At 64.2% G+C, this 14,648-nt stretch carries 13 protein-coding genes; 6 read left to right on the top strand and 7 right to left on the bottom strand.

What is annotated here, in order from left to right:
• Positions 1-62: 62 nt before the first annotated feature.
• A complete protein-coding gene (locus tag HAP47_RS18200) occupies positions 63-614 on the top strand; it encodes a hypothetical protein (RefSeq protein ID WP_173643208.1) in 552 nt (183 codons plus the stop codon).
• A 143-nt stretch (positions 615-757) separates the two neighbouring features.
• On the opposite strand, the gene HAP47_RS18205 is transcribed toward HAP47_RS18200, so the two are convergent.
• The 3 genes from HAP47_RS18205 to HAP47_RS18215 form a co-directional block, all read right to left on the bottom strand.
• Positions 758-2,620 carry an ABC-F family ATP-binding cassette domain-containing protein gene (locus HAP47_RS18205; RefSeq protein ID WP_176396310.1) on the bottom strand — a complete coding sequence of 621 codons (1,863 nt, stop codon included), beginning with the start codon at positions 2,618-2,620 and terminating at the stop codon, positions 758-760.
• A gap of 107 nt (positions 2,621-2,727) precedes the next feature.
• Entirely contained in the window at positions 2,728-2,898 is a 171-nt protein-coding gene (locus tag HAP47_RS18210; RefSeq protein WP_173643209.1) for a hypothetical protein, read from the bottom strand.
• Between the two features lie 230 nt (positions 2,899-3,128).
• Positions 3,129-3,398 carry a sulfur globule protein precursor gene (locus HAP47_RS18215; protein WP_173643210.1) on the bottom strand — a complete coding sequence of 90 codons (270 nt, stop codon included), beginning with the start codon at positions 3,396-3,398 and terminating at the stop codon, positions 3,129-3,131.
• A gap of 351 nt (positions 3,399-3,749) precedes the next feature.
• Between HAP47_RS18215 and ndk the strand changes: the two genes are divergently transcribed.
• The 3 genes from ndk (at position 3,750) to HAP47_RS18230 (ending at position 7,427) form a co-directional block, all read left to right on the top strand.
• Positions 3,750-4,172 carry a nucleoside-diphosphate kinase gene (gene ndk / locus HAP47_RS18220; RefSeq protein WP_139482959.1) on the top strand — a complete coding sequence of 141 codons (423 nt, stop codon included), beginning with the start codon at positions 3,750-3,752 and terminating at the stop codon, positions 4,170-4,172.
• Between the two features lie 110 nt (positions 4,173-4,282).
• Positions 4,283-5,122, top strand: a complete 840-nt coding sequence (locus HAP47_RS18225) for a TerC family protein (protein WP_173643211.1) — start codon at positions 4,283-4,285, stop codon at positions 5,120-5,122.
• Positions 5,123-5,648: 526 nt separating this feature from the next.
• The gene (locus tag HAP47_RS18230) at positions 5,649-7,427 is read left to right on the top strand and encodes a B12-binding domain-containing radical SAM protein (RefSeq protein WP_231168922.1); all 1,779 of its coding nucleotides are present in this window, start codon (positions 5,649-5,651) and stop codon (positions 7,425-7,427) included.
• A 140-nt stretch (positions 7,428-7,567) separates the two neighbouring features.
• Here the strand turns inward: HAP47_RS18230 and ppx are convergent, their stop codons facing one another.
• From ppx to HAP47_RS18250, 4 genes are all read right to left on the bottom strand, one after another.
• Positions 7,568-9,070, bottom strand: coding sequence for an exopolyphosphatase (gene ppx / locus HAP47_RS18235; RefSeq protein ID WP_173643213.1), 1,503 nt, complete (start codon positions 9,068-9,070; stop codon positions 7,568-7,570).
• Between the two features lie 12 nt (positions 9,071-9,082).
• Complete coding sequence (locus HAP47_RS18240; protein ID WP_173643214.1) at positions 9,083-11,287, bottom strand: RNA degradosome polyphosphate kinase; 2,205 nt, start codon at positions 11,285-11,287, stop codon at positions 9,083-9,085.
• A gap of 132 nt (positions 11,288-11,419) precedes the next feature.
• A complete protein-coding gene (locus HAP47_RS18245; protein WP_173643215.1) occupies positions 11,420-12,097 on the bottom strand; it encodes a chromosomal replication initiator DnaA in 678 nt (225 codons plus the stop codon).
• Positions 12,098-12,192: 95 nt separating this feature from the next.
• Entirely contained in the window at positions 12,193-12,735 is a 543-nt protein-coding gene (locus HAP47_RS18250; RefSeq protein WP_092113493.1) for a CDP-alcohol phosphatidyltransferase family protein, read from the bottom strand.
• A gap of 160 nt (positions 12,736-12,895) precedes the next feature.
• Between HAP47_RS18250 and purM the strand changes: the two genes are divergently transcribed.
• Entirely contained in the window at positions 12,896-13,981 is a 1,086-nt protein-coding gene (gene purM, locus HAP47_RS18255) for a phosphoribosylformylglycinamidine cyclo-ligase (protein ID WP_173643216.1), read from the top strand.
• On the top strand, positions 13,978-14,628 hold the full coding sequence (gene purN / locus HAP47_RS18260) for a phosphoribosylglycinamide formyltransferase (protein ID WP_173643217.1): 651 nt from the start codon (positions 13,978-13,980) through the stop codon (positions 14,626-14,628). The genes purM and purN overlap by 4 nt, the downstream gene beginning before the upstream one ends.
• Positions 14,629-14,648: the final 20 nt, after the last annotated feature.

Genomic DNA, 14,648 nt, shown 5'->3' on the forward strand with positions numbered 1-14,648 from the left:
GGGTCACGGTCATGCCGCAAAGTGATGTTCGGACAAGCCCTTAGGTAGAGGGGTTAGGAGCCTTGTCGATCGTGCGAGACGGAACATTCAGTCGGAAGTCGCTGCTGGCGTTGCTGGTCCTTGCGCCGGGCCTTGCCGGCTGCTCGAGCGCGTCCGACATCTTTTCGCGTGACGCGGATTGGTTCTCTCGCCCTGGACGGGTGTTCATCCGCAACATCTCGATCGAATCGCCGCCGCTCACGCCGGACAAACCGGTGACCAACGACGATCTCGTCAGTGCCGACGGAAGCTGTCCCGGCATGGCGCCGCCAGCGGGTGCCACTGACGCGAACGCGCAGGCTGGCGGTGCGCCACCGCCGCAGCCGACCGGCGGCAGTGTCGCACTCGGCCACACTGAATGCGATGTCGTGCGCGGCATCGGCGCCCCCGACAGCGTCAACCTGTCCAGCGGGCCGGGCGGCGGACGCGTCGCGGTCGTGACCTGGTCGCGCGGCGCGCGCGCCGGTATCTATACGTTCTCCTCGGGACGCCTGACGTCGGTCGAGCGCGGCCCGGATCCTGCGCCGGAGCCGAAGGCCGCGAAGCCGAAGAAGAGAAAGACCGCGCACGGTTAGGGCATTTTCGCCGCAGCGACAGCTCGATCCCTGCATGCGCGCGCATGACACCGGATGGAATGAGAGCCCAGTCTCCCTCCACACGTCGTCCCTGCGAAAGCAGGGACGACACCGAATATGTGGCTCCGTCCGGCAGATCAAATCTAGTTCGCGGCTTCGTCGAGCTCGGCGCTGGCTTCCAGCCATTCCTCCTCGGCGCGTTGCAGTGCGCTCTCGGCGCCGGCGCGCGCCTTGGTCAGCTGTGCGGCCTGCTTGGGATCGCGCGTGAAAATATCGGGCAGCGCGAGCGCGGTATCGATCTTGGCGATGATGCCGTTGATGCGCTCGATCTCGCTCTCCGCCTGCGCGACCCGCTGCCTCGGTGAAGCGCGCTTCTCATTGCGAGCACGTTCCGGCTTTGCCGGCTCCTTGACGCGCTCACGCGACACGGTCCGTCCGTCATTGGCCGACAGGATCATGCGTCGATATTCGTCGAGATCGCCGTCATATGCCGTCACGGTCTGGTTGGCCACGACCCACAGGCGATCGGCGCAGGCCTCGATCAGATAACGATCGTGCGAGACCATCATGATGGCGCCGGGGAATTCGTTGATCGCCTCCGCCAGCGCCGCGCGGCTGTCGATGTCGAGATGGTTGGTCGGCTCGTCCAGGATGATCATGTTGGGGGCGTAGAACGTCGCAAGCCCAAGCAGCAGCCGCGCCTTCTCGCCGCCCGACAGGCTCTTCACCAGCGTGTCGCCGGCCTTGCCCGAGAAGCCGATCGCGCCGACGCGGCCGCGCACCTTGCTCTCCGGCGCCTCGGGCATCAGCTTGCGGATGTGATCGTAGGGCGAGCCGTCGAGGTTGAGCTCGTCGACCTGGTGCTGGGCGAAATAGCCGACCGACAGTTTGTCCGCCCGCGTGATCCTGCCCGCGAACGGCGCGAGCTTGCCTGCCAGCAGCTTGACCAGCGTCGACTTGCCGTTGCCGTTGGCCCCCAGCAGCGCGATGCGGTCGTCGGTATCGATGCGCAGCGTCACGCGATTGAGCACCGGCTTGCCCGGCTCGTAGCCGACCGAGACGTCGTCGACCGCGATGATCGGCGGCGACAGCAGCTTCTCCGGTGCCGGAAAGGAGATCTCGCGAACGTCCTGGGTCACCAGCGCGGTGATCGGCTTCATCCGCTCCAGCATCTTGACGCGCGACTGCGCCTGCCGCGCCTTGGACGCCTTGGCCTTGAAGCGGTCGACGAAGTCCTGCAGGCGCTTGCGCTCATCGGCCTGCCGCTTGGCGTGCTTGGCGTCGAGCAGTTCGCGCGCGGCGCGCTGTTCCTCGAATGAGGAGTAGGTGCCCTTGTAGAGCGTGAGCTTGCCGCGATCGAGGTGCAGGATCTGATCGACCGAGGTGTCCAGCAGATCGCGGTCGTGGCTGATCACGATCACCGTGCGCGGGTAGTTGGCGAGGTGGTTCTCGAGCCACAACGTGCCCTCGAGATCGAGATAGTTGGTCGGCTCGTCCAGCAGCAGGAGATCGGGCGCGGAGAACAGCGTCGCCGCCAGCGCCACGCGCATGCGCCAGCCGCCGGAGAATTCCGCGCACGGCCGTGCCTGGTCTGATGTCGAGAAGCCGAGGCCGGAGAGGATCGCCGCGGCGCGGGCCGGGGCGGAGTGGGCGTCGATGTCGACCAGCCGGGTCTGGATCTCGGCGATCCGATGCGGGTCGTGCGCGGTTTCGGCTTCGCGCAGCAGGGCGTCGCGCTCGAGGTCGGCCTTCAGCACGACGTTGATAAGGCTTTCGGGCCCGTCGGGTGCTTCCTGCGCAAGGCTGCCGATCCGCCAGCGCGGCGGAAGCGCGATGCTGCCGCTCTCGGTCGGGAGTTCGCCCCGGATGGCATGAAACAGCGTCGACTTGCCGACACCGTTACGGCCGACAAATCCGACGCGTGCGCCGGGCACGATTTGCACAGAACTGTGATCAATCAACAGCCGCCCGGCGATCCGGACTGAAATGTCAGTGATGGAGAGCATGCAGCGTTGTCACCGGACCCGCTGCCAAACGCAACCCGTCTGTCTGCAAAATCTCTCCGGACGGCTGTTTCAAAAACGCAATTGGGCTGCTGGTCAGCCCATAACATCTAGTGGCGCTCGTTGTCCCGGCGATGCAGCTCCTCGAGGAGCTGCTGCAGGCGGGACGAAAGTGCGGGTTCTGGCCGCATGCTTTGCTGGAGCCGTTCACCCACGGCATCGCAGATGTAACGGCAGGTCTTGCGATCAATCTGATCGGGATCGTTCTCGGTCTGGGTCATTGTCATCGTCATGGCTCTTGGCATATCTCTTGGCGAGTTCCACCTCGCGTGTCTCGTAAGTCCTTGCCATGACAAGTCGCGACCCCCGAATTTGGTTTCCACTGCGCCTTACTCTCGCCTTGAGGTAGTGTGGCGCATCCTGCGACCGGGTTCCCTGGCGGGCACAAAAGGGCCCCGGCGCAAGGCCGGGGCGAAGGCAAGTCAGGGGAGCAGTCGACAGAACAGATGGATCAATAGCAGCGATTGACCAGGCGCCAGCGCGGACCCCACGGGGTCGGCACGACGCGGCGCACGTAGCAACCGCCACCGTAGCCGTATCCATAGCCGCCGTAGTAGGCCGGACCTCCGACGATGACGCGCGGGCCGCCCCACCAGCCGTGATGCCATCCACCGTGCCAGCCGCCATGCCAACCACCCCAGGCCGAGGCGGAGGTCGGGGCGAGCGCGGCGGCACCGAGCGAAATTGCGGCAACGGCAGCGAGCGATAATTTGCGTAACATGATCGTCTCCTCGAGCTATGGGCGCGCATGACGCGCCCGCGGTGACATCGTTTCCCGAGACGTCCTGTGAGGCTTGCGGATTAGGGGGCCAGCAAGGCGTCCGATCGGTGCAGAGTCTAGGCGGCTGCAGCTGAACGGCAGCGGCACAGTGCTGTCAGAATGGGTTCACCTAGGTGAAATCGCGGTAAGTTGGTCGAGCCTGTCACCGTCTGGAGATCGCCCGGATGACGGTTTCTGTCGTGAAAATCCATCAAAACTAAAGGCTAACGCGTCACAGGGTCGCTTGCCGTTACTCCATCGCGCCGATATAAGCCCCGGCAACTCCCAGCCACCGTTTACAAGGACGAAATCATGGCGATTGAACGCACCTTTTCGATCATCAAGCCCGACGCCACCGAGCGCAACCTGACCGGCGCAGTCAATGCGGTGATCGAGAAGGCCGGCCTGCGGATCGTGGCGCAGAAGCGCATCCGCATGACCCGCGGCCAGGCCGAAACCTTCTATGCCGTCCACAAGGCGCGCCCGTTCTTCGGCGAACTGGTCGACTTCATGACCTCCGGCCCCGTGGTGGTCCAGGTGCTGGAAGGCGAGGGCGCCATCCTGAAGTATCGCGACGTGATGGGTGCGACCGATCCGTCGAAGGCCGCCGAAGGCACCATCCGCAAGCTCTATGCGAAGTCGATCGGCGAGAATTCGGTGCACGGTTCGGATGCGCCGGAGACTGCGGTGGTCGAGATCGCGCAGTTCTTCGCCGGCAACGAGATCGTCGGCTGACGCCGCACAACTGAAAGTGACGCGGTCTCTGGGGGAGACCGTGTCGACATGAACTGGGAGCGGCGGACCACCGCCGCCAGGGGCGGCCGCAAGGCCGAATAGGACTCGCTGTGGACTGGCTGTGGCAGATCTTTGATCCGGCGTACATCGGCGCGTTCTTCACCGAGTTCAAGAACGAGATGGCGACCCCGACCTTCTGGGTCGCCGTCGGCAAGATCATCTGGATCAACGTCCTGCTGTCGGGCGACAACGCGCTCGTTATCGCGCTGGCCTGCCGCGGACTCGCGCCGCGCCAGCGCCTGTGGGGCATGATTCTCGGCGCCGCCGCGGCAGTGCTGCTGCGTGTCATCTTCACCGGCATCGTCGCCAGTCTGATGGAGCTTCCATATCTGAAGCTGGTCGGCGGACTGGCGCTGATCGTGATCGCCGCCAAGCTCCTGGTGCCGGAGCAGGAGGACGAGGACGATGTGCACGCGGCCTCGCATCTCTGGGCCGCGGTTCAGATCGTTGTCGTCGCCGACATCGTGATGAGCCTCGACAATGTGATCGCGGTCGCCGCCGCCGCCAATGGCAGCGTGCCGCTGCTGGTGCTCGGACTTGCGATCAGCGTTCCCCTGATCGTTGCCGGCGCGGCGCTGATCATGGCGCTGCTCTCCAAGCTGCCGATCCTGGTCTGGGCCGGCGCCGCACTGCTCGGCTGGATCGCGGGCGACGTCATCGCGACAGATCCGGCCGTGCATCCCAGGCTGGATGCGCTGTTCGCCGGACCGCTCGGTGCCAGGGTCGATTCCTGGCTGACCTCGGTCGGCATGTCGCCGCAATTCGCCCATGGCGGCAACGGCGGCGAGATCACGCTCGCCGTGCTCGGCATCGTCGTGGTGCTGGTCATCGGATCGATCTGGCGTCGTTACGCGCTCCGGAAAGCCAAGCACGCTGCCAAGGCGGCGTGACGGGTCAGAGGCCCTCGAGCGATCGCTTGGTCCGGTCCTCGACGTCGCCCGGTACAAGGCCGCTTGGTTTGAGGGATAGACTGCCCATAGAAGAACTCAAGCCGCAGATGGGGCAGACCCTTGGCGTTGCCAGATCCTTGATTTGTAACTGCAGATCTCTGATATCCGATCTGTCCTTGATTCCGCCCGAACTCCATGCGAAGCTTTTGGGTAGTCCGTTCGTGCGGCTCGAGGCGACGCCTCGGCATTAGACGATCACCCGACATCCGGGCCGCCAATCATGACCTCATCCACACCTGCGATGAGTGAAAGTGTTACCTTGGACGGCTGTTTACCCTAACCGATCGCAACCGCGACGGGCATCTCGTTCCATCCGAATTCATACCAATCGGTCGGGCTGCAAGGCGAATTGAAAGCTGAACGCATCGATCAGAAGGCACCGAACGGCGAGCGCCGCTGCTGATGCGGATTTCAGCAGATGAGCCGCCGCGGTGTTTATCGCACCGCGCCAATCAGGAGACGGTCAGTGCTGCATTCCGATATAGCGGCGAGGCGACGCTTTCAGCTCATCCTGGTCAAGCCGTCTCACTACGATGATGACGGATACGTGATCCGCTGGTGGCGCGCCATGACGCCGTCGAATTCCCTGGCGGCCGTGTATGGCATTGCGGCGGATTGCGCCGAACGCCGGGTGCTCGGGCCCGATGTCGATTTTGATATTGAAGCCATCGACGAGACGAATACGCGCATCGACATCCCGGCGCTGCTATGCCGCTTCAGGATCCACGACGGGTTCGGATGTGTGGCCCTGATCGGTGTTCAATCGAACCAATATCCGCGGGCTCTCGACATCGCCCGTTCGTTCCGGGCAGCCGGGATTGCGGTAGCCATCGGTGGTTTTCATGTCTCGGGATGCCTGTCGATGCTGGATGGCCGGGCCGTCGAACTCGACGCTTGCCGGGACATGGGCGTCGCCATATTCGCGGGTGAAGCCGAAGGGCGTCTTGAATCCGTCATTGCCGATGTAGCCGCGGGGCGCCTCGCGCCGCTCTACAACCACATGAAAGAGTTGCCGGGCATGGACGGCGTGCCGGTGCCGTTCCTCCCGAAGCGATATATCGAACGGACGCTTGGCTCCAGCGCCAGTTTCGATGCCGGCCGCGGCTGCCCCTACCAGTGCTCGTTTTGTACCATTATCAACGTGCAAGGCCGCAAATCGCGCTACCGATCGGCAGACGATGTGGAGCATATCGTGCGCCTCAACTGGGCCCAAGGCATTCGAAAATTCTTCATCACCGACGATAACTTTGCGCGTAACAAAGAGTGGGAATCGACCTTCGATCGCCTTATCCAGCTCCGCGAAAGAGACGGCATCCCGCTTGGCCTGATGATTCAAGTCGACACGTTATGCCACAAGATCCCGAACTTCATCGAAAAGGCAAAGCGCGCCGGAGTGACAAAGGTCTTCATTGGACTTGAAAACATCAACCCCGACAACCTGGCGCTAGCAAAGAAGCGGCAGAACAAGATCACCGAGTATCGAAAGATGCTGCTGGCCTGGAAGGAGCAGGGCATCCTGACCATCGCGGGCTATATCCTGGGCTTTCCAGCCGACACGCCGGAAACAATCAAACGCGACATCGCTATCATCCAGGAAGAACTGCCGATCGACCTTCTCGAGTTCTTTTGTCTGACGCCGCTGCCCGGCTCTGAAGATCACCAGACGCTCTGGAAGAACGGCACAGCCATGGAAGCGGACCTCAACAGCTACGATGTCGAACACGTCTGTACGGCACATCCCAAGATGAGCAAGAAAGAGTGGCAGGACATCTATCACGAGGCCTGGCAACTCTATTATACGCCGAAGCACATGAAGGTTCTGCTGCGACGCGCCGCGGCCACCGGTGTTCCGATCGGCAATCTCGCAAAGTACCTACTTACTTTTTCGACGACGGATCGCCTCGAAAAGGTACATCCCCTTCAGGGTGGGATTTTCCGCCTCAAGCATCCGTCCGAGCGGCGATCAGGCTTGCCGCGCGAGAATCCGTGGCTGTTCTGGCTGCGTTTTGGTTGCGAGACGCTCGTGAAGCACAGCGTCCTCACCGTGGCGATCGGACGGTTGTTGATATGGAAAACGGTCATCGCCTACACCCCGCGGGCCGGCAGCTATCTTGACCGCGCGCTCACGCCGGTCAGCGACGACGGCGATGAGACGCTCGACCTTCTCACCAAGACGGCGGGCGCCCGCGCTGCGGTCGCTCATTTCAAGAAAATCGCCGGACTGACGGGCACCCAAGTCGCTTGATACAAGGCGCACTTTAGGTCGAGCTGTTGCGGATGGGCTACGGCATACGTCCGGCGAAGCTCGTCTCTGCGTGTTACGGAAGGCGAAGTCCTCGTTTCGGTTCACCGGTTTACCGAACGCTGCCTGTGATAGAAGCAGGCTTAGCGCCGGACGATCGAGCCGGCACGTCCGAGCAGCCGCGCCAATTGCTTGAAACGGCTGCCGACGCGATCGGCGACCAGATCCACCATCCGGTGCTCGAACACCAGCATCAGCTTGCGGCCCTGGGTGCGGAAATGCGTTGCCGGCAGCACGCCGGTGCGTGCCGCCGTGATCAGATGCGCGACGCGGAACGCGGCGCCGAGCACGCGCGCGCGCTCGTCCATCGCCGGCGTCACCAGCGCGCGGATCTGCGGCGGCGGCTCGTTCTCCTCGCTGAGGCCGGCGTAGCGATAGAACACCGACAGCGCGACGAAGGCGCGGCCCTGATGCGTGATCGAGCCGAAATTGCCGTTCATGATCAGGCTGAGGGTTTCCTCGCCGCGATGATCGGGATGCACCCGCCAGCCGATATCGGAGAGCAGGCAGGCGACGTGACGCAGCCTGCGGTCTTCCTCGGTCTCGCGGAGCCTGACGACCCGCACCAGCCGGTCGGTCCAGGCGGTCAGCTCCTGGGCGTGGCGGGCCGAGCGCGACAGCAATTCGTTGAGGTTCTGCGCGGCGCAGACCAAGCCGTCCTTGGCGCGCTCGGCCTGCGGCAGCATCTCGTAGAGCAGACCCTCGCGCACGCCGAAGGTCGAGAATACGATGGTCTTCGGCTGGGCGACGCGGATGATGTATTCGAGCACGAGCGCGGCGTAGGCCAATAGCGGCCGCCGCGCATCTGCGACGGATTCGATATTGGCCAGCATGTTGGTCGCCGCCAGCCGCCGCAGCCGCTGCGCGAAGTCGAGTGCGTCCGCTGCCGGAATGGAATAGCCGTGCATCACCTTGAGTGGGTAGCCGCTCTGGATGATGTGGATGCGCGCCAGCGCGCGCCAGGTGCCGCCGACCGCGTAGAAGGTACGGCCACGGCCGGTCTTGAGCTGGGCGACGCCGAGCACTTCGTTCTTGACGATGCGTTCGGCGCGCTTGAGCGATCTGTTCGAGAGGTCCTGCAGCGCAAGGCTGCCGAGCGGCAGCGTCACGCCGCTGCGCACGCGGTTGCCCTTGACGTCGATCAGTTCGAGCGAGCCGCCGCCGAGGTCGCCGACGATGCCGTTCGGATTGTGCACGCCCGAGACGACGCCGAGCGCCGACAGCTTCGCTTCACGCGGTCCGGTCAGAATCTCGATCTTGGCACCGCAGATGCGCTCGGCCTTGGCGATGAAGTCCGGGCCGTTCTTGGCGTCGCGGCAGGCCGCTGTCGCGATCGCGTGGACGCGGCCGACCTGCTGGATCCGGCACAGCGCGCGAAAACGGCGCAGCGCGGTGAGCGCCTTGTTGACCGCATCGGTTGCGAGCAGGCCGGTACTCTGCACCTCGCGTCCGAGCCCGCACAGCGCCTTCTCGTTGAAGATGGTGATGAGGCTGCGCGCCATCGCCTCGTAAACCACGAGACGAACCGAGTTCGAGCCGATATCGATCACAGCGACGCTGGAAGCGCGCTTCCGCGGCCGCTTCACCGTAAGGCCCCCTTAAGACGATGGCTGCTGACGCTCGTTGCGACGCGTGAGACGGCGCGGTGAAGATTCCTTGAGAGACTTACCACGGCCGGACAGACTCGGATTTGTCATGAAATAGTCATGCAGATTGAAGGGCTCTTCGCCTTTCGCGGCCTTCATACGCGTTGACGACCCATCCGGCAACAATTGCCAGCTCTGCTCGGTGTCCTTCAGGTTCGCGACCATGATCTGTTCGAGAACCTGCTGATGCACCGTAGGATTTTGCAGCGGACAGAGAACCTCGACGCGACGGTCGAGGTTCCGCGGCATCATGTCGGCGGACGAGATATACACAGCAGCTTTTGCGCTCGGCAGGCCCTGGCCCATGCCGAAGCAATAGATTCGGCCGTGTTCCAGGAACCGGCCGATCACCGATTTGACGCGAATATTTTCCGACAATCCCGGCAGCCCCGGCCGCAGGCAGCAGATGCCACGCACCACGAGCTCGATCGAGACGCCGGCCTGCGAGGCCTCATACAGCGCGTCGATGATGTCAGGATCGACCAGCGCGTTCATCTTCATCCAGATCGCGCCGGTCCGGCCATGTTTGACGTGAGCGATCTCGCCATGGATGTGCTCGATGATCCGCTTGCGCAATGTCAGCGGCGACACCGCCATCTTCTCGATGTCGCTCGGCTCGGCATAACCGGTGATGTAGTTGAACACCCGCGCGACGTCGCGGCCGATGATCGGGTCCGACGTAAAGTAGGAGACGTCGGTGTAGATGCGGGCGGTGACCGGATGATAGTTGCCGGTGCCGGTGTGCACATAGGTCGTGAGATTGCCGCCCTCGCGGCGCACCACCATCGACAGCTTGGCGTGGGTCTTCAGCTCGATGAAGCCGTAGACGACCTGCACGCCAGCGCGTTCGAGATCGCGCGCCCAGCGGATATTGGCCTCCTCGTCGAAGCGCGCCTTCAGTTCGATCAGGGCGGTCACCGACTTGCCGGCTTCGGCGGCATCCGCCAGCGCGCGCACGATCGGCGAGTTGTTCGACGTGCGATAGAGCGTCTGCTTGATCGCGACCACGTCGGGATCGCGCGCCGCCTGCTGCAGGAACTGCACGACGACGTCGAAGGATTCGTAGGGATGATGGACCACGAGATCCTTCTGCCGGATCGCGGCGAAGATATCGCCGCCATGGTCCCGCACGCGTTCGGGATGGCGCGGCACGTAGGGCGGGAATTCGAGGTCGGGGCGATTGAGGCGGGTGAGCTGCGACAGCTCGTTCATCGCGAGCACGCCGTCGACCAGGATCACTTCATCGTCCGCGGCCGACAATGCGTGCTGCACGAAGACGCGCAGCTCTTCGGGCATCGTGGCCTCGATCTCGAGCCGGATCACCGACCCGCGCCGGCGGCGCTTGAGCGCGGTCTCGAACAGGCGAACGAGGTCTTCGGCCTCTTCCTCGATTTCGAGTTCGGAGTCCCTGATGATGCGGAACGCGCCCTGGCCCTTGACGGTGTAGCCGGGGAACAGGCGGCCGATGAACAGACCGGTGGCCTGCTCGAGCGTGATCAGCCGCGCCGGCGCGCCTTCCTTGGTCGAGGGGATGCGGATGAAGCGGTCGATCTTGCCGGGCATGCGGATCAGCGCGTTCATCGCCTTACCGTCGGAGATCCGCGACAATTGCAGCGCGACCGTGAAGCCGAGGTTCGGGATGAACGGGAACGGATGCGCCGGGTCGATCGCAAGCGGCGTCAGCAGCGGGAAGATGTTGTGGAGGAAGTGATCCTCGATCCAGGTGCGTTCGGACTTGGTGACGTCGCGCCCGTCGACCAGCTGGATGCCAACCCTGGACAGGAGCTCGCGCAGGTCGCTCCAGATCGCCTGCTGGTCGGAGGCGAGCTGCGACACGGTCTTGTTGATCATCACGAGCTGCTCGGCCGGCAACAGGCCGTCCGGGCTGCGCTCGGCAATGCCCTCGCGGACCTGGGCCTTGATGCCGGCGACGCGGACCATGAAGAACTCGTCGAGGTTATTCGCCGAGATCGACAGGAAGCGGACGCGCTCCAGCAGGGGATGGCCGAGATTGACCGATTCCTCGAGCACCCGGCGGTTGAAGTGCAGCCAGGACAGCTCCCGGTTGATGAATCTCTCGGGGCTGGTCGCGATCGCGGGGACGGGCGGAAGCTCCGCCTCTTTCTCTTTGATTTCAGGAGCTTGTGCCGAGTCCATCAAGTGCTGGTCCAATTCCGGGCAGGGGGCTGGCGCGGTCTAGCCGAGGGCCACGCAGACCATGTGATATTGCGATGACGTTTCGATGACATTGATGTTCCGCCGGCCTACGCCGTCAAGCCGCGGGACTGCTCAGGCATCGCGCAACAGCTCGGCGGCCAGCGCCCGGGTCACCGGCCGGCCCAGCCGGAGCGCCTCGGTGTCGAGCAGTTCGACCGCCTGGCGGACGGCGGTATAGGAGCGCTCGATCCGGTTGGTCAGGTAGCTGACGAGCGGCTCGTCCACGCTCATCTGGCGGTCGGCGCAGAACTTGACGATCAGGCCGCGGAACAGCCCGCCGTCGGGCGGCAGCAACGTCACCGTCGGCACGGCGCGAAGCCGCGACCGCAGATCGCGCAGCTCGATCTCGAACGCCGACGGCGGCACGCGCGCCGTGATCAGGACGAAGGCATCGTCCTGGCGGGCGAGATTCATCAGATGGAACATCGCGCGCTCGTCGAAATCCGACGGCCTCAGGTCCTCGACCACCAGCGCGCCGGTCGCAAGCGCCATCGGCACCGTGTCGGCGGTCAGGGCATGCGCCGCGGTCGAGCGCGCGCCGGCGATCTCGGCCCAGATCGCGGCGAGGTGGCTCTTGCCGGAGCCTTCGGGCCCCACCAGCAGCATGATTCGGTTCGGCCAGTCCGGCCAGCCGTCGATCAGCGCCAGCGCCGCCTCATTGGCGGGCCCCTCTAGGAAATCGTCGCGGGTCAGCTTCTCCTCGTGCGGCAGGGCCAAAGCCAATTGACGAGGTTGAACGCTACCGGCCACGCAAGTCTCCAAACCATATTATTCTAGCATGATCCCAGCGCAAACGCTTCGCGTTTGTCGCGGGAAAGCCGGTTTCCACTTTTCGGGATCGTGCGCTACCGAGCCTCGATCGTGCTCATGTGCCGCACCCACTCCACGAGATAGAGGGACACCGAACCCAAAGTAAAGATCGTGACCAGGCCCATCAGGATCAGGTCGTAGGGGTGCGGCTGAAACCCGAAACCGAGCGAGGCCAGCACCAGGGCCGCGAACGCGACCTGTGCCACCGTGTTCAGCTTCGACACCATCAACGGCTTCATCTCGACCGGCTTGTCGAACAACCATGACACAATCACGGCGGAGACGATCATGATGTCGCGCGACACTACGAGAATCACGATCCAGCGCGGCACCGCGCCCCAGATTCCGAGCGCGACATAGATCGACACCAGCAGCGCCTTGTCGGCGAGCGGGTCGAGCAGGGCGCCGAGCTCGCTCGCCATGTTGAAGCGCTTGGCGAGGAAACCGTCGACCGCGTCCGAGACGCCGGCGATCACGAAGATCGCAAACGCGATCTCCATCTGGCTCGAGACGATGGCCCAGACGATCACCGGCACCAGGATGATGCGGCCGAGGGTGATGATATTCGGAATGCTCAACTTGAATCGCTTCCCGGCTAGAAGCCTGATTTTACTCGATATCCGGCTCTTTTGCGCGGTGGCCGGGTGTTATCTACATAGTATCGCGGCCGCATCGCCGCGAGCCATTGCGCGGGGGCGGAATTCCTCGTAACCAGCCCCTTATCATCTGGAATTGGGCATGACCGAGCGCAAAAACGGGCTCACTTACGCGGATTCGGGTGTCGATATCGACGCCGGCAATCGTCTGGTCGATCTGATCAAGCCGATGGTGCGAGCCACCGCACGGCCCGGCGCGGATGCCGAGATCGGCGGATTCGGCGGGCTGTTCGACCTCAAGGCCGCCGGCTTCAAGGATCCGGTCCTGGTGGCTGCGACCGATGGCGTTGGCACCAAGCTGAAGATCGCGATCGAGACCGGCCTCCACAGCGGCATCGGCATCGATTTGGTCGCGATGTCGGTCAATGACCTCGTCGTGCAGGGTGCGGAACCGCTGTTCTTCCTCGACTATTTCGCCTGCGGCAAGCTCCATCCGGAAGCCACCGCGCAGATCGTCGCTGGCATCGCCGAGGGCTGCCGCGACTCCGGCTGCGCGCTGATCGGCGGCGAGACCGCCGAGATGCCCGGCCTCTACAAGGACGGCGATTACGACCTCGGCGGCTTTGCGGTCGGCGCGGCCGAGCGCGGCACCCTGCTGCCGACGGGGGATATCGCGCCGGGCGACGCCGTGATCGGCCTGGCGTCCTCCGGCGTGCACTCCAACGGCTATTCGCTGGTGCGCAAGATCGTCGAGCAGTCCGGCGTGGCGTATGACGCGCCGGCGCCGTTCGCGCCGGTCATGACGCTCGGCGCGGCGCTGCTGACGCCGACCAGGCTCTATGTGAAATCCTGCCTGCGTGCGATCCGCGAGACCGGCGCGGTGAAGGGGCTCGCCCACATCACCGGCGGCGGCTTCACCGACAACATTCCGCGCGTACTGCCGAAGCATCTCGGCGTCGGCATCGATCTGGCGCGGCTGCCGGTGCTGCCGGTGTTCAAATGGCTGGCCGAGCAGGGCGGCATCGCCGAGCTCGAGCTGCTGCGCACCTTCAACTGCGGCATCGGCATGATCGCGATCGTCAAGCGTGAGGCGGTCGATGCGGTGACCGAGGCCTTCACTGCCGGCGGCGAGACCGTGACGCTGCTCGGTGAAGTGATCGAGGCCAAGGGGGCGCATGAGCAAGAGCATCGGGTGGTCTATCACGGTCATCTCGATCTCTCGCGATGAAGCGCCGCACAGCCATCCTGATTTCCGGCCGCGGCTCCAACATGGCCGCGCTGATCGAAGCTGCGAAGGCTGCGGATTTTCCGGCCGAGATCGTCGCCGTGATCTCCAATCGTCCTAATGCTCCCGGGCTCGAGAAGGCGGCCGCGAGCGGCATTCCGACCCTCGTCATCGAAAGCAAGCCGTTCGGCAAGGACCGCGCCGGTTTCGAGGCGGCGCTGCAGCGGGCGCTCGACGACAAGCAGGTCGAGCTGATCTGCCTCGGCGGCTTCATGCGGCTGTTTACGGCCGAATTCGTCCGGCACTGGTACGGGCGGATGCTCAACATCCATCCCTCGCTGCTGCCCTGCTTTCCGGGCCTCGATCCGCACGGCCAAGCCTTGCGTGCGGGGGTCAAGCTGTCCGGCGCGACGGTGCATTTCGTAATCCCGGAGACCGACGCGGGACCGATTGTGATGCAGGGTGCGGTCACCGTGGCCGACGACGACACGCCGGAGACGCTCGCCGCACGCGTGATCACCATCGAGCATCGCATCTATCCGGAGGCGCTGCGGCTTCTGGCGAGCGGCCGGCTCAAGCTCGAAGGCGACGTCTGCAGGACGCAAGGCAGCGTGGCAACCGACAGCACGCTGATCGCGCCGGCGCCTTAGCGCGCAATTGCACAAGAGAT

The organism is Bradyrhizobium sp. 41S5 (genome assembly GCF_011516665.3).
GTDB lineage: Bacteria > Pseudomonadota > Alphaproteobacteria > Rhizobiales > Xanthobacteraceae > Bradyrhizobium > Bradyrhizobium quebecense.

Bases quoted from the DNA above. Each gene is read 5' to 3' on its own strand.
- purN (WP_173643217.1), top strand. From the start codon at position 13,978: ATGAAGCGCCGCACAGCCATCCTGATTTCCGGCCGCGGCTCCAACATG.
- HAP47_RS18240 (WP_173643214.1), bottom strand. From the start codon at position 11,287: ATGGACTCGGCACAAGCTCCTGAAATCAAAGAGAAAGAGGCGGAGCTT.
- HAP47_RS18215 (WP_173643210.1), bottom strand. From the start codon at position 3,398: ATGTTACGCAAATTATCGCTCGCTGCCGTTGCCGCAATTTCGCTCGGT.
- HAP47_RS18205 (WP_176396310.1), bottom strand. From the start codon at position 2,620: ATGCTCTCCATCACTGACATTTCAGTCCGGATCGCCGGGCGGCTGTTG.
- HAP47_RS18210 (WP_173643209.1), bottom strand. From the start codon at position 2,898: ATGACCCAGACCGAGAACGATCCCGATCAGATTGATCGCAAGACCTGC.
- purM (WP_173643216.1), top strand. From the start codon at position 12,896: ATGACCGAGCGCAAAAACGGGCTCACTTACGCGGATTCGGGTGTCGAT.
- ndk (WP_139482959.1), top strand. From the start codon at position 3,750: ATGGCGATTGAACGCACCTTTTCGATCATCAAGCCCGACGCCACCGAG.